The organism is Sulfurifustis variabilis (assembly GCF_002355415.1).
In the GTDB taxonomy this organism is placed as follows: Bacteria; Pseudomonadota; Gammaproteobacteria; order Acidiferrobacterales; family Sulfurifustaceae; genus Sulfurifustis; species Sulfurifustis variabilis.
On sequence record NZ_AP014936.1, the window covers coordinates 859,927 to 875,592 of the forward strand.

General features: G+C 68.3%; 11 protein-coding genes. 9 read left to right on the forward strand and 2 right to left on the reverse strand.

The window, feature by feature from the left end; all coding sequences use genetic code 11:
* The first annotated feature begins 118 nt into the window (after positions 1-118).
* The 7 genes from SVA_RS04170 (at position 119) to SVA_RS04200 (ending at position 12,290) form a co-directional block, all read left to right on the forward strand.
* Positions 119-7,882: a carboxypeptidase regulatory-like domain-containing protein gene (locus SVA_RS04170; RefSeq protein WP_169923963.1), complete on the forward strand. Its 7,764-nt coding sequence runs from the start codon at positions 119-121 to the stop codon at positions 7,880-7,882.
* Between the two features lie 251 nt (positions 7,883-8,133).
* Positions 8,134-9,048, forward strand: coding sequence for a DUF2167 domain-containing protein (locus SVA_RS04175; protein ID WP_096459239.1), 915 nt, complete (start codon positions 8,134-8,136; stop codon positions 9,046-9,048).
* Positions 9,032-9,778, forward strand: coding sequence for a site-2 protease family protein (locus tag SVA_RS04180; protein ID WP_197703366.1), 747 nt, complete (start codon positions 9,032-9,034; stop codon positions 9,776-9,778). The genes SVA_RS04175 and SVA_RS04180 overlap by 17 nt, the downstream gene beginning before the upstream one ends.
* Before the next feature lie 128 nt (positions 9,779-9,906).
* Positions 9,907-10,530 (forward strand): cation diffusion facilitator family transporter, encoded by a 624-nt coding sequence (locus SVA_RS04185; protein WP_096459243.1) that lies wholly within the window; start codon positions 9,907-9,909, stop codon positions 10,528-10,530.
* A 129-nt stretch (positions 10,531-10,659) separates the two neighbouring features.
* Positions 10,660-10,995 carry an EF-hand domain-containing protein gene (locus SVA_RS04190; protein ID WP_096459245.1) on the forward strand — a complete coding sequence of 112 codons (336 nt, stop codon included), beginning with the start codon at positions 10,660-10,662 and terminating at the stop codon, positions 10,993-10,995.
* Positions 10,996-11,148: 153 nt separating this feature from the next.
* Positions 11,149-11,718: a DUF3501 family protein gene (locus SVA_RS04195; RefSeq protein WP_096459247.1), complete on the forward strand. Its 570-nt coding sequence runs from the start codon at positions 11,149-11,151 to the stop codon at positions 11,716-11,718.
* A 179-nt stretch (positions 11,719-11,897) separates the two neighbouring features.
* A complete protein-coding gene (locus SVA_RS04200; RefSeq protein WP_096459249.1) occupies positions 11,898-12,290 on the forward strand; it encodes a hypothetical protein in 393 nt (130 codons plus the stop codon).
* A gap of 203 nt (positions 12,291-12,493) precedes the next feature.
* Here the strand turns inward: SVA_RS04200 and SVA_RS04205 are convergent, their stop codons facing one another.
* Positions 12,494-13,039, reverse strand: coding sequence for a hypothetical protein (locus SVA_RS04205; protein ID WP_096459251.1), 546 nt, complete (start codon positions 13,037-13,039; stop codon positions 12,494-12,496).
* Positions 13,040-13,344: 305 nt separating this feature from the next.
* Here SVA_RS04205 and SVA_RS04210 point away from each other — a divergent pair, with 305 nt between their 5' ends.
* Together SVA_RS04210 and SVA_RS04215 are read left to right on the forward strand one after the other, a co-directional pair.
* On the forward strand, positions 13,345-14,319 hold the full coding sequence (locus tag SVA_RS04210) for an SPFH domain-containing protein (protein ID WP_169923964.1): 975 nt from the start codon (positions 13,345-13,347) through the stop codon (positions 14,317-14,319).
* Positions 14,320-14,329: 10 nt separating this feature from the next.
* The gene (locus tag SVA_RS04215) at positions 14,330-14,773 is read left to right on the forward strand and encodes an NfeD family protein (protein WP_096459253.1); all 444 of its coding nucleotides are present in this window, start codon (positions 14,330-14,332) and stop codon (positions 14,771-14,773) included.
* A gap of 92 nt (positions 14,774-14,865) precedes the next feature.
* Here SVA_RS04215 and SVA_RS19700 read toward each other — a convergent pair whose 3' ends face one another.
* Positions 14,866-15,264 (reverse strand): CBS domain-containing protein, encoded by a 399-nt coding sequence (locus SVA_RS19700; protein ID WP_169923965.1) that lies wholly within the window; start codon positions 15,262-15,264, stop codon positions 14,866-14,868.
* Positions 15,265-15,666 lie beyond the last annotated feature (402 nt).

The window sequence follows — 15,666 nt, forward strand, 5'->3', positions numbered from 1 at the left end:
TTTTTTAGAACGATAAGAACGATCTAGATAGCCGGGCAAAAAAGGGCCTGGTCGACGGAAATAAGAATAACGGGGAGCAGGGCGAATGGGCTCGCGACAGGGGAGACGGGGAGGATTGGTGAGAAGGCTCGGTGTGGCTGCGCTTGCGGCGTGGCTTGTCGTGCCGTCCCCGGCTCTCGCTGGTGTACCCGAAGCCATCGGCTGGCTCGCGACACAGCAGAATGCGGACGGCAGTTTCGGCGGAACGCCGGGTTCGCTCGCAACCCCGGTCCAGTCCACTGCCGAGGTTCTGCGCGCGTACCAAACCGTCGGTCAGCAGAGCCAGCCGCCGTACGCACCCGCGCTCGCCTACCTTAATGGTGACACCGAAGAAAACACGGAGTTCCTCGCCCGTAAGATCGTGCTGAATGCCGCGGCGGGCGGCGACGTCTCGGCGCTCGTCACTGCACTGCTTGCGCATCAGAACGCCGACGGCGGCTTTGGCGATCGGGCGGGGCATGACAGCACGGTATTCGACACCGGGTATGCGCTCGAAGCGCTGGCGGCTGCCAACTACACCTCGGGAACCTTTGTCGGTTATGCCGTCGGCTATCTGCTGAACAGGCAGTCCGCCGCCGGCGGTTGGGCGGACGGCGGGAACGCCGCCTCGGTGTTCACGACCGCCCAGGCGATGCGCGCGCTCTGGCCGTATCGCAACGCGTTTCTCGGTGTCTCCGCCTCCCTGACGGCGGCACAGAACTTCCTTCTGGCGCAGCGCGGCACGGATGGCGCCTGGAGCGAGCCGTTCGAGACGGCGCTCGCCCTGCGCGCGATCGTGCCGAACGCCACAGATCTCGCGCTCGTCGAAACGAGCGTAGCCGGTCTCGAAGCGGCGCAGCTCGCCAACGGCTCCTGGGTCGACGATGCGTACACAACCGCGCTCGCGTTGCAGGCGATTCAGGCTTACCAGGCGCGTAAGGGCGGCGCAGGCCCGACGCTCACGGGTGCGATCAGCGGCTACGTTGTTCGCGCCGGCTCGACCGAACCGATTGCCGCCGCGCAGGTCGCGCTCGCCGAGCGCCTCGGCGTATCGGTTCTTACCAATGGCGACGGCTACTTCCTGATCCCGAACGTGCCGGCCGGCGATTACACCGTCACGGCCGGAAAGAGCGGCTACACGACGGCAAGCCGTGCGGTCACGGCCGCGGCCGGGCAGGTGACGCTCGCGGGCGCTCTCGTGCTCGATCTCGCCACGCAGTCGGGGCTCGCCGCAGGCCGTATCTTCGATGCGCAGGACCTCACGGCGCTCGCGGGCGCCGCGGTGACGCTGACCGGCGGGGCGACGTACACGGCGGTGAGCGGCACCGACGGGAGCTTCAGCTTCGGCCCGCTCGCGCCCGGCGACTATGGCGTGTCGATCGCCAGGAGCGGCTACGACACCGTCACGGGCAGCGCGACCATCGTCGGCGGGCAGACGCTCACTATCAACCAGGGCCTGGTCAGGGCGGGCGGCTTCCAGGACGCCGAGCCGGCCACGATCACGGGAGCGGTCGCGAGCGCGACGACCGGCCTGCCGATCGCCGGCGCGGTATTCGACCTCGGCGGCGGTCTCACCGCCACCAGCGGGGCGGACGGGCAGTTCGCGATCGCCTCGGTGCCGCGCGGTAACTACACCGCCACGCTCTCTGCGGGCGGCTTCGTCGCGCAGACTTATATAGTGAGCTTCCCCGCCGGCAGTCTCGGCAACCTCGGGACGCTCTCTCTTTACCCGGCGAGCGCAGCCAGCGCCCCGACCACACTCGCCCTGAACGGCACCGTGGTCGACGGCGTGAGCGGCGCGCCCATTGCGGGCGCGACGGTGACGCTCACCGATACCGGTGCGACGGCGACGAGCGGTATCGACGGTCGCTTCCTGCTCGATGGCATCACTCTCACGAGCTTCAGCCTCACGGCGTCGGCGACCGGCTACCAGACGCGCACGGCGATGATCCAGGTGAGCGCGTTCGGCGAGGCGCAGGTGAGCCTCGCGCTCTCGCCGCCGGGAAGCGGCGCCACGGCGACGAACCTGCAGGGCGTGGTCCGCGATGCAACCAGCAGCGCACCCGTTGCGGGCGCGCGCGTGAGCATCGAGGGCACCACGCTCACGACCGTCAGCGATGCCACCGGCAACTACACGCTGAGCGGCATCGAGCCGCTGAGCTTCACGGTGTCGGTCGCGGCGGTCGGTTACGCGCAGGCACAAGGGAACATCACCCTCGCGAGCCACGGCAATTACACCCTGGATCCGCTCCTCCATCCGCTGGCGGCCACGAGCTTCCAGGTGCTGTCGGTGAGCGCCAACCCGGCGAGCGCCGGCGCCAACGAGACGCTGCTATTCACCGCCGAGATAGCGAGCCTCCTGAGCGCACCCAAGGCGGCGCTGGTGACGGGCGAAGTGCTCGACGCCACGGGTACGTCGGTCGCGAACCTCACGCCGTACGCCGAAGGCACGACGACGCCCGCGAGCGAGTTCAGTTTCGCCGCCGGGGAGACGAAGACGCTGACCCTGCCCTGGCCCACCGCGCAGCTCGCACCCAGCACGTACACCGTACTGGTTCGGGTCGTCGAGCCCGGCACGATCTACGCCTCGCGCCCGCGCGGCGAGATCCTGGCGGAAGGCGGCGGCTACGGCGCCATCGTGGGATCGAGCCGCATCGCCGGTGCGATGGCCATCGATCCGCCGCTCGCGCAGGCCGGGACAACGACCCCGGTCAGCTTCACGGCCCTGGTGCAGAACGGGGGTAACCTGCCGCTCGCGGAAGGCAGTTACGAGCTGACGGTGACGCAGCCGGATACCGGTACGCTGGTGCACAGTGCGGTGACCACGGCCGGCGGCATCGAGGTCGGGCAGCACGCGACGGTCGCCTTCGGCGGCTGGGTGCCGACCGCGACCGGCGACCTCGACGTGCGCGTGCGCTCACTCGCGGCCGGCGTGGCGGGCGAGATTGCCGGGAGTCTTTATGTCGGCGACCGGGCGAGCGGATCGTTCACCGTCGATCGAAACATCGTGCGCGAAGGCACCTCGACGGTTCGTGGCCGGGTCGCCATGCAGGGCGTGGACGTCCGCACCGGAACGAGCACCGACCCGCTCTTCGCGCTCGTGAAGGAGGCGGTGCGCAGGGGCGGTCTCTATACCGCGCCGGGCGGGACCAACTGGCACCGGACCAACCGTTGCCTCGGCTGCCATATCCAGACGCAGAGCGTATACGGGCTTGCCAGCTCGCTCGACAAGGCGGACGTCGACAGGCAGGCGGCACTCTTCCTCTACAACGCGATTGCCGGGAGCCAGCAGTCCGACGGCGGTCTGCGCATCTCGCACCCGCAGCACACCAAGACGCAGACAACGCTCGGCCTCTGGTCGCTCAGCGCCTGGCCGGACAAGCTCGGCTCGTTCCGCGCCAAGTATCATGCGGCGCGGCATCTGCACGATCGCCGCCTCAACAGCGGAAGCGTCACGTTCTGGCGCAACGACCATGCGAGCGCCGGCTGGTGGGTGTCGGACGTCTCGCATACGGCCTTGACCGTTACCGGCATGGCTGACCTCGTGCGCAGCGCGGACACCATCGATCTCTCACAGGTACGGCAGGACACGCTGAGTGAATCGCTGACCCTGGGCGGCGGCACGGAGCCGCGCGACCTCGCGCTCGGCGCCGACGGGGCCCTTTATGTCCTGAAAGCGAACGGCCAGATCAATCGCATCGATTTCGCGAGCGGGCAGACGACGACGGTGGTGACCGGCCTTCCCAACCCGAGCTTCGGCCTGGCGATCGCGCCCGATCAGAGCTTCCTGGTCAGCACCGAGACGGCCACGGGGCAGATCATCCGCGTCGCGCCCGACGGTTCTCGCAGCACGATCTACAGTCAAAGCGGGGTATTGCGGGACATCGAGTTCGGTGCCGACGGTTTCTTGTACGTCGCCGATTACCCGCGCAATCGCATCCTGCGGCTCACGTCGGCCGGGCAGGTCGTGAGTACGATCACCAGTGGGTTGTTCAACCGGCCGTCGGGGCTGCTCGCTCGCGCCGACGGCAGCGTCCTCGTCGCGAACCGCGATGCGTTCAATATCCTGCGGATCGCGAGTGACGGAACCGTCTCCATTCATACCGACGGTTTCTCTTTCCCGCCTTTATGGTTGGCCGATGCCCCTGACGGCAACATGTATGTATCCACTGCCGATTACAGCAACAGCGGCCAGTCCACGCCCGTCGGTCTCTCCCGTGTCGATCAATCGGGCATCGTGGAACGGGTCGCCGTCGGGGCCCTCTATCGACCGCTGCTGACGATCGACCAGACCGTCTGGGTAGCGAACGGCACGACGAACCGCCTGAATCAGATCGTTCCGGGTGTGCAACCGACCGATCTGCTGCCTGCCTTCCGCACGGACATCGACCGTGCCGCCAGGTACTTCCTCGGCAACCACCGGGACAACTCGGGCGACAACGCCGTCCAGGCGATGCGCCTCGCCGGCATGGCCGAGGCGCGCTCGGTCACCGCCGACGCCACGTTGCGCGCAGACCTCGATACCGCGATCGCGTTCGCCGCCAACCTCCTGCGCTCGCGCCAGCGCGCCGACGGCGGCTGGGGGCGTTCCATCAATCAGGCGAGCGACCCGCTGATCACGGCCATGGTCGGCATCGCGATCGACTACACCGATCCGTCACCCGACGATCCCGCCGTGCGCCGGACCATACAGTATCTGCTCAACACGCAGGCCGGCGACGGATCCTGGAACAACGCCAACAACGGCCTGACCACGCGCCTCGCGTCCACCAGCTTCGTCATGGCCTACCTGCCGAAGGCGCTCGAGCGCCTCGGCGGCATCGACGTCGACCTGCACGTGAAGCTGCCGGCGAACGTGCAGCTCGCCAATCCCTCGATCGCGCCGACCACGGTGATCCCCGGCGTGGATGTGGAGTACATCTGGACGCTGCTCGGCGTGACGAGCGCCGGGCGCAATGTCGAGTTCGATCTGACGCTGCTCGACATGCAGCTGAACGAAACCCGACCCGTCGCCACGGCGGCCTATCTCGAGTTCGACAACTCGTTCACGGCGGAAAAGCTGCAGATCGCGCTGGAGGTCCCGACGGTGCGGGCGGCGGCCGACATGGCGCTCGCCGTGTCGACCGACCGCCAGAACTACCAGCCGAACGAGTCGGTCTCGATCGGCGCCGTGGTGTCCAATACCGGACCGACGATCGCCTCCGGCGACGTGCGCCTGTCCATACGCGCCCCGGGGAGCGAGGTCGATTTGGCGCTGCTTCCGTCGATTCCGGTCAGCGATCTCGCTGCCGGCGCGCAGGTCGCGTATCCCGGCGAGTGGAACACGGGCAGCACGCTCGCCGGTGCCTACGAGGTCTACGGACGGCTCTACGACACCCAGGGACGCTTCCTGTCCGAGAGCCGCGCGCCGTTCAACATCGGCGCGCCCGCGGTGACGGTCGCGACGGGCGTCGCCACCGACAAGCCGTCTTACGACGCGTGGGACACCGTGCAGATCGAGGGCCGCGTGCAGAATGTGGCGCCCAACGCCGTGCTCGCGCCCTCGCGCGTCGAAATCACCGTTCGCTCGCCCGCCGGGCAGGTGCTTTATTTCGATACGCGCGATTTGGGCGAGCTCATGCCCGGCGCGCTGCGCGACCTGCCGTTCCCGATGACGCTCGCCGACGCACAGAGCGGCACCTATCCGGTCGAGCTCAAGCTCAAGGACCTGTTCACGCGCACGCTGTTGAGCACCAGCACCACCTCGTTCCAGGTGGTGCGGCGCGAGCTCCAGGCGATCAGCGGGACGGTCAGCGTGCAGACGCCGTCCGTGTACCTCGGCGATGCCAACGCCTGCACCGAGACCGCCAAGAACGTCTCCGCGACGGACCTCGCGAACGTCAAGCTGATCCATCAGCTGATCGACATGGGCAGCGGCGCGCTCGTGGACGAAGCCACCGAAACGGTGAACCTCCCGGCCGGCGGGCTGGTGTACAGCTACTTCCGCAACATCGACTCGAACGCGCTCGGTCTCGGCGGCTACAGCTGCGTGATCAAGGCCGAGCTGAACGGGGAGGAGAGGACGCTCGCCTTCGGCGGCTTCCAGGTCGTCCCACCCCCCATTCGCATCGACGCCGCCCTGGCCCTCGGCCCCCGCGGCCGCCTCCTCGTGCTGCTCGACAACGGCGGCTCGGGCCCGAACGCCGAGCCCTGCTCGAGCGTCACGAGCCTCTCGCTCGCGACGAGCTTCGTAGGCTTGAGCCCCGCGGCCGCCCTCGAAGCGCGCCTCTACGACGGCACGGGCGTGCTCGTCGACACCGAGACCGCCGCGCTCGCCTCCTTCGCGGGCGAGGTCGATACCGCCCCCGGCGGCACCGGCGCGAACCTGGTGTTCGCCGAGCTCACCGCCCAGTCCGCCGTCCTGCGGGTGGATCCGCTCGCCCCGGGCACGCCCCTCGGGGCGGGCTACCGCCTCGACCTCGTCGTCACCGACGGCAGCCCCCTGATCGTCTCGAGCGGGCTCATCCACACCGACTGCTCCCAGACCATGCAGGTCGGCGACCTCTACGGCGCCTTCGCCGTCACGGCGCTGACGGCCGTGCCCGCGACCGACAACGCCTACCGCGACGACGACCCGCACGGGCCGCAAGACTCGCCCGGGCTCCTCGCCCAGCGCCGCTTCCTCGAGCGCCTGCTGACCGCCGCCGGCTGGTCCTACACGATCACCGACACGGCCGAAGCCTTCACCCGCGAGCTGCGCACCGGGGGCTACCGCACCTACGCGCTCTTCGACGAGCAGGAGAAGCTCCCCGTCGACGTGCAGAAGGAGCTGCGCGAGGCCGCCTTCCGCGGCGAGGGCCTGCTCCTCGCCGGCAACCACGACGCGCGCCACCACAAGCTCCTCGACGCCGCCGGCGTGAAGCTCATCGGCAACGTGAGCCACGCCGTCACCGCCGAGCACGAGCCAAGCCCGCTCGCGCTCGCCGGCGGCATCGGCCTCTATCCCCTCGACAAGGCGCTGCGCATCAAGCGCCTCACCGCCGACCGCTTCGCGAGCTACCTCACGAGCGGCCCGAGCCACGACAAGAACGATCCCAACGACTGCCGCGACCAGGCGCCGCTCTACGACAACGGCATCCCCGCCGCCCGGCCCGTCGACGAGTGCGAAGGCGCCCCCGACGCCTACCTCGACGCCGCGACGTTGAACGGCTACGGGCGCGGGCGCGCCGCCTTCGTCGGCGTCGACCTCCTCGCCCTCGCGACCCGCGACGGGGACGCGAGCCTCGCCGCCGCGACGATCCTCAAGGCCCTCGCCTGGGTGAGCCCGGGCGAGCCGGCCTACACGGTCGGCGCGGTCGTGCCGATCCGGATCACCCTGACGAACCAGGGCATCGCCACCGTCGCGAGCGTGACGCTACAGGCCGCCAACCTCGCCTTCGTCGACCTGCGCGAAGGGAGCCTCGTCGACGACGCCACCGTCGTCATCGACGTCGCCCTCGCCGTCGGCGAGACGAAGACCCTCGACCTCTGGGTGCGCCTGGCGAATCTCCCCGGCCCCGCGAGCCTCACCGCCACGGTCACCGCCCCCACGGTCGGCCTCGTCGCGAGCGCGGTCTACCCCCTCGAGGCCGTCCAGCCCGAGACCCTGGGCAGCATCAAGGCGCGTCTCGACGCCCTCATCGGCGCCAACCACCCGGACCGCCACGCCCTCGAGCTCGCCGCCGCCGACCTCGAGCGCGCGCTCCAGAACTTCGACCCGGCCAGAGCGATCGCCGACGTGCTCAAGGCGACCGACGCGCTCCTCGGCCTTGCCGATCCCGCGATCGTCGACATCCGCGCGGCGCTGGGCACGTGGGTGGGGTGGGCGGGGGCGTATGTGTATTAGTTGGACAGGAAGTCGGCTGCCTGCCTTCGTGCCCGCGGGCGGGGCAAGCCGGCTCCTTTCGATCGGTTTCGGAGATTCTTCGCGCTCTTCGTGACGAGATTGCAGACGTTCTCGTCCTGACCACTGCACTCGGCCTTTGTCCCGTCCGCCCGGCGGCCTCGTGTCTATACTCCAAAGGCGGGCCATCCCGCGTTGCCTTCCCCAGCTGGGGGCGGGCATTTGGATCAACGACAAAAGCGGGAGGCTCTTCCATGCGTAACGCGCGTTCCCTCATTCTCGGCGTCTGTCTGGCTTCGCTGACGGCGGCCGGCGCCGCGCAGGCGGCCAAGAACGAGGCGCCTGCCAAGCCCCAGACCGAGATGGAGGCGGCCTTCGCGGCGGCGAACGCCGTCGCGCAGCACGGCCCGGGCGAGGTCAAGCTGGGCGACCAGGCGATGCTCGAGCTGCCCAAAGGATTCGTCTACGTGCCGCCCAGGGAGTCGGGCAAGCTGATGCACGCGATGGGCAACCGCACCGGGGACGATCTGCTCGGGCTCGTCTTTCCGGCCAGCGACGAAAACTGGTTCGTGGTGATCCGGTTCGATCCCGCGGGCTACATCAAGGACGACGACGCGAAGGACTGGGACGCGGACGAGCTCCTCGCCTCGCTCAAGGCGGGGACCGAAGAGGCGAACAAGGAGCGCGCGGCGCGCGGCATCTCGGCGGTCGAGGTGGTCGGCTGGGTGGAAAAGCCCCACTACGACGCGGCCTCCCACCAGCTCGTCTGGTCGATCGCCGCGAAGGACAAGGGCCAGCCGGACACGGCCGACCAGGGCATCAACTACAACACCTACGCGCTCGGCCGCCACGGCTACATCAGCATGAACCTCGTCACCGACCGCAAGCTGATCGGCCAGTACAAGGCCGCGGCGCGGACGCTGCTCGCGAACCTCGACTTCAACGACGGCAAGCGCTACGCCGACTTCGACGCGTCGACCGACAAGGTCGCGACCTACGGGCTCGCCGCGCTGGTCGGCGGCGTCGCCGCGAAGAAGCTCGGCCTCTTCGCCGCGCTCGGCGTGTTCCTCGCGAAGTTCTGGAAGCTGATCGCGATCGCCCTGTTCGCCGGCGGCGGCGTCCTGACGAAGGTGTTCAAGCGCCGCAAAGAGGGTGACATCGCCGCCTGACGCCTGCGGCGTGAAGACCCTGCTGTTCCTGCTGAGCGCGCTCAAGCTCGGCAAGGTCCTGACCACGGGCGGCACCATGGTGCTGTCCGTGTTCGCCTACGCGCTCATCTTCGGCTGGTGGTACGCGGTCGGCTTCGTGCTGCTCATCTTCGTGCACGAGATGGGCCACTACGTCGCCGCCCGCCGGCGCCGGCTCGAGGTGGGCGCGCCCACGTTCATTCCGTTCGTGGGCGCGTGGATCGAGCTCAAGCAGCTTCCGCACGACGTCGAGACCGAGGCCTACGTCGGCATCGCCGGCCCGCTCGCCGGCACGCTCGGGGCGCTCGGCTGCTACTTTCTCGCGCGCGACCTGGACAGCTCCCTGCTGCTCGCGCTCGCCTACGCGGGGTTCTTCATCAATCTCTTCAACCTCATTCCGCTGTCCCCGTTCGACGGCGGACGCATCACGGCGATCATCTCGCCGCGCGTCTGGCTGCTGGGCGTGCCGATCCTCGTCGCGCTCTTTTTCTACCGACCGAGCCCGCTGCTCATCCTCGTGGCGATCCTCGCGGCCCCGCAGGTGTGGAAGGCCATCAAGCACGACCCGGACACGCCCGAGAACGCGCGGTACTACGACGTGCCCCTCGAGACGCGCCTGCAGTACGGGTTCTTCTACCTCGCGCTCGCCGGCTTCCTCGCCATCATGGCCCACGACGTCCACGAGATGCTCGGCCCCGCCCTGCGCGGCTGAGATCGGGCGGGCGTCCCGCTAGGCCGGAATACCTGTCTATCGAATAACACCTCGCAGGACGCCTGGCTTGCGGCGCCGGGACCGCTTGGGCAGTATCGTGCCCGATCGACCACTTCAGGGCGGACACGATGAGCGACCCTTGCGCTGCCGAGTGCTGCGCACTCGATGCACTCGAGCGCCGTCAGAAGCGAACCCTGAAAGCGGTCCTGGCCGTCAACGCGGGCATGTTCGTGGTGGAGCTCTCCGCCGGCCTCATCGCAGGATCGAGCGCGCTGCTCGCCGATTCGCTGGACATGCTGGGCGACGCGCTCGCCTACGGGGTGACGCTCTACGCGGTCGGTCGCGGCCTGCTCTGGAAGGCGAGGGCGGCCTTGTTCAAGGGCGTCCTCATGTGGGCGTTCGGCCTCTTCGTGCTCGTCGATGCGACCTACAAGGCCGTCTCGGGAGGGGTTCCGCATTACGAAACGATGGGGATCGTCGGCCTCGTCGCGCTGCTCGCGAACGCGCTCTGCCTCGGCCTGCTCTGGCGCCACCGGTCGGACGACCTGAACATGCGCTCCGTCTGGCTCTGCTCGCGCAACGACATTCTCGCCAACGTCGCCGTCATCGTCGCCGCCGCCCTGGTTTACGCGAGCCGTTCCGTCTGGCCGGACGTCGTCGTCGGCCTCGGGATTGCCATCCTGTTCCTGCGTTCCGCGACGGGTGTGACGGTCGATGCGTCCCGTGCTTTGAGGCAACACCCCGCATCCTAGAGCCTTGTCACTAAGGGCCCGCCCGACTGAAGCGCCGCGAACCGCGGGCGTAGACTCCATGGCCTCCAAAACCCGGACGTCGATCCGTTCATCCGCCGTCGGCATGCGCAATCGTTCAAGGAGGAACCTATGAAATCGATGCGGCATTTCTCGTTCGTCCTCGCCCTCTCGGCAGCCGTGCCGTTCGCCGCCCAGGCTCAGGGCGACCGGCCCGACCCGGCGGTCGGCGGTTACGAGGTCGAAATCGAGCGGGCACCGATCGGCGCCCAGACGGCGCCTTCGTTCACGCAGATCGACGCGGACAACAGCGGGTACGTCGATCGCGACGAGGCCAAGCTGGTCACGGGCCTCCTGTTTTCCGACGCCGACGAGGACGACGACGGCAAGCTCTCGCGTTCCGAGTTCGAGGCGGCGGTGAAGGTGCGAAGGGGGAACAGCCCCGGTAACGCCGAAAAGGCGCGTTGAGGCGGCGGGACCGGGCGCCGGGCGTTGCGATCGGCACTCACGCGCGCGGCCCGGGGCGAATTTCCCTTGTTGCAGCATCGGGACCCGGAGCCCGCGCACGGTGGTCGCAACGGTCGTCCTCCACTTTCGGTCAAAAGAAGTGGAGCGACGACCATGCAAAAGCTCACGTCGCAGGACCTCTACAGTCCTGAGCGCTACGCCCAGTTGCGCGCCGGGTGGCGGGCCCGGGCGATGGCGCACAAGCGGCACCGGCGCCTCCAGCTCGGCCCCTGCCTCGTCCTCCAGTTCGAAGATCGCCTGACCGTCCAGTACCAGATCCAGGAGATGGTGCGCGTCGAGCGCATCACCGCGCCGGAGGGTCTCGAGGAGCAGCTCTCGACCTACAACCCGCTCATCCCCGACGGCCGCAACTGGAAGGCGACGCTCCTGATCGAGTGCGACCACGCCTGGTGGGTCCACCGGGGCATCGCCGGGCGCGTCTGGGTCGCCGTCGGGAATCGAGGCAGGGCGTATGCGGTTGCGGACGAGGACCTCGGCGCCGCGGGATCGGACGATGGCCCGGTGCACTTCCTGCGCTTCGAGCTGACGGCAACGATGCGGGCGGGTGCGCTGCACGGCGCGCCGTTTTCGGCCGGCGTCGATCACGAGAGCTGTCGGTGCCGCGTGGCGCCGCTTCCGCACGCGCTCGTTCGGGCGCTGCGCGCGGATCTTCTCCGGCCGTAATTCAAGGAACGCGAAGGTCCGCCCGACGGATGGCGTCGCCTCCGATGCGAGGCGCGACTTCGCGGACCGGGGGAAGCGGCGATCGCGCGGGGCGGCGTTAAGGTATGCGCGTGGCCGTTGCGCGAGTACAGAAAAACGCGGGCGGCCGATGAACTCTAATAAGAGGCATGGGAGATCGCATGAAAACATCCCGCCGCACGACCCCCGGCAACGTCGTCCGCTTCCAGAAGAACGGCGACGCCATCGAGCACCGCTGGTTTCCGCGCCGGCCGGCCGAGTTCCAGGTGAACGTCATCCCGCCCGATCTTCCGGCGGCGCTCGGCCGCACGACCGACATCGGTCTCGGCGGCATGTTCGTCACGATGAACGCCGAGCACCTGCAGGCGAACGACCTGGTCTCGGCCCTCATCTACATCGGCGCGCGCTGCTATCACACGCAGGCCTTCGTCACGCGCGTCACCGGGCAGGGCGTGGCGCTCATGTTCGCCCACCTCGACCGCAAGACGCTCGAGTTCCTGCTGGTGCTCGAAACCGGTGACAACCAGCACGAGCTGGACGCCCGCCAGGCCTGACGGTCACGCACACCGGGTATCTCCCTCTCCCGTCGAGGGGCGAACCGGAGAGGTGCGGACGGTTCAGTGAACCGTTCGGCCGGTGAGCGGGCAGCCAGGACGGCTGCCCTGGGCTTTTCTGCAAAGCACGAAGCGAAGCAGAAAAGGGGATGGGGTGAGGGCAGAAGGCAATTCCGCCCAAAACTCGCGGCCACCCGCCGCTACTAGCAGTTGAATATCCGCGCGCAGGTCCGCCGCGACTCGTGCTCCGCTTCCGAGCGTTTGCGCTCCGCCGGGTTCGAATGGCCGGTGTCGGTCGACCCGGTCCAGCCCGGTTCGCCTTCCTCCATTCCCGGCGGTGTCCGTCCGCCGACCTGGGCTTCGAAGCCGGTCGCGCCGCGCGGCTCCTTGCCGATGTTCGTCGCGCGGCCCCGGCGCTCGTCGATGTCCACCGCGCCATGCTCGTCCATGAACGCCGCGATCGCCTCGGCGCGCGCGTCCGGCGTGACGACGACGAGGACGCCGTCCTCCGACGCGATCGGCCGCTGCTCCCCGGGCGACTTCATGCCGAGCTCCTCGAGAAACTGCTGGATGCCGCGGCGCAGGTCCTCGCCCTCGGCAGTCGGCGCCGTCGATTCCATTCGCGACACGAACTCGTCGCCGCGCTGCACCACGGCGCGGTCGTAGCGCTGCCCGCTCATTTCCAGCGCCTCGCGCGCCGCCCGCGCGTCCTCGAACGTCTCGAACACTCCGATCACCGTCTTCGACATGAACGCCTCCTTGCGCGAGGGCCGCGAGCCTCCGGCTCGTCCGGCCCGGTTGGATACCTGTTCGACGCGGCAGGCGCGGATGGGTTCGGGCGAAGGGCCCGCCTTCCACCCCCGGCTTTCTCGATCGGAACAGCGCCTCGGGAGAGGGTGGCGCCAGCGCAGCAACGCCCCCGGCCGCCGAGTGGCTTTGCGCGGATCTTCGGACTATCTTTCAAGGCGTTGCGCGGCTTCGCAAAGTCCGGAAGCGGACCGGCCCCCGCGCTCACATAACCGAAAACAAACGAAACCGACGGGGAGGAAAAACCGTGTACCCGGTACCCGACTTCGACATCTTCACCATCTTCGCGATCGCCATCGTGCTCTTTGCCGTCGTCTTCGTCTTCGGCGGCGTCACCACCGTGTCCCAGGGCTGGAACTACACCGTCGAGCGCTTCGGGAAGTACATCCGCACGCTCGAGCCCGGATTGCACATCATCGTCCCGGTCGTCGACCGCATCGGCTCCAAGATGAACATGATGGAGCGCGTCCTCGACATCCAGTCCCAGGAGGTCATCACCAAGGACAACGCCATGGTCCGCGCGGATGGCGTCGTGTTCTTCCAGGTGCTCGACGCCTCGCGCGCGGCCTACGAGGTGCACGGGGTCGAGCTCGCGATCCACAACCTCGCCATGACCAACCTGCGCACCGTCATCGGGTCCATGGACCTCGACGAGGTGCTGTCCAACCGCGACAAGATCAACGTCGCGCTGCTGCACGTCATCGACGAGGCCACGCGCCAGTGGGGCGTGAAGGTCACGCGCATCGAGATCAAGGACATCTCGCCGCCCAAGGACCTGATCGAGGCGATGGGGCGGCAGATGAAGGCCGAGCGCGAGAAGCGCGCGGTCATCCTCGAGGCCGAGGGCGAGAAGGAGGCCGCGATCAAGAAGGCCGACGGCGAGAAGACCGCGATGATCCTCGCGGCCGAAGGGCGCCTGGTGGCGGCGCAGCGCGACGCCGAGGCGCGGGAGCGCCTCGCCATCGCCGAGGCCGAGGCGACGCGCGTCGTCTCCGACGCGATCTCCTCCGGCACGCCGCAGGCGATCAACTACTTTCTCGGCATCAAGTACGTCGAGGCCCTGCGCGCCATCGGTGAGGCGAAGAACGAGAAGATCGTGTTCCTGCCGCTCGACGCCACCGGCGTCATGGGCGCCATCGGCGGCATCCAGGAGCTCGTGAAGACCGCCGCGGCCTCCGCCGCCGCGACCCCGGCGCGCGTCGCGCCCGGCCGCGCGGGCTGAGGGGACGGCGATGAAACCCGTCCTCTTCTGGCACTGGTGGGTGCTGGCCGCGATCTTCGTCACGCTCGAGATCGTCGTTCCCGGCACCTTCATGCTCTGGCTCGGCGTCGCCGCCGGCGCGATCGGCCTCGTGCTCTTCGTCGCCCCGGACCTGCGCGTCGAAATCCAGCTGCTGATCTTCGCCGCGATCTCGGTGGGGAGCATCCTCGCCTGGCGCGCCTGGCTCAAACGCCACCCGACCCCCACGGATCACCCGACGCTCAATCGCCGCGCCGAGCAGTACATCTCGCGCGTCTTCAGGCTCGAGCAGCCGATCGTGAACGGGCAGGGCAAGGCGATCGTCGACGACACCACCTGGCTCGTCACCGGCCCCGACCTCCCGGCCGGGACGGCCGTGCGCTGCGTGGGCGTCGATGGGACCGTGCTCAGGGTCGAGAAGGCCGAGGCGGCCTAGCGTGCTGGAACCGGAGGCAGGCTATTCCGCGTTCGGTTCCCGCACTTCGCCTGGCTCCACGGATCGAAGAACGACGCGGCAGACGATGACCGCTAGTGCGCGGTTACGGCCGAGCGCTCGAGGATCTGGCCCGCCAGGAAGTACGAACAACGAGCGATGTCGTCGACGGAAACGAGGCCGAGCATGCGGTTCTCGCGGTCGAGCACCGCCAGGCGACGAATATGCTGTTTCTCCATGAGGTGCGCGCCGTCCACGATGTCCTGATCGCCGAAGCAGAAGGCCACTTTCGCGGTCATGAAATCGCGGACCGTCGCCCGGCTGGGGTCGATCCTGTCTGCTACGGCGCGGCAGCAGAGGTCGCGATCCGTGACGATTCCGATCGGTTCGCCCCCTTCGACCACGACCAGGCAATCGATGTTGCGGTCGCGCATCTTGCGCGCCGCCTCCTGGATCGTGAGGTTGGAGCGCACCGTCGCGAACGTGCTTGTCATGATTTCTTCGATTTTCACTGAAGTCCTCCTTGCCATTAGAGTTGATCGAGCCCACAGAACGGCTCTCGCCCCCGAGCAGGCGCGCAGGCGTCGGCACCATGCGCCCCGCGCGGAGCGCCGTCTTTGACAGTCGTCAAACTTTTCCCGGATGACGGCGGCACGAGGCATCTCTCCTGAGCACGACCTGAAGAACGGGCGTGCGTCTTTTCCGGCGCGGACCATCCGACTCGGCGCGTGCGCTGTTCGTCCAGTTCCAGATAGTGAACGAATCTCAATCACCGTGAGCACGTCTCGCTGCGCATCACCGAACCCTCTGTGCATCAGCAAAGGAGCGAATGCTTATAGACTGGCTATCGTCCGAGTGTTGTTCGTCGAGTCCCACTTCACGACAATACGAAATGC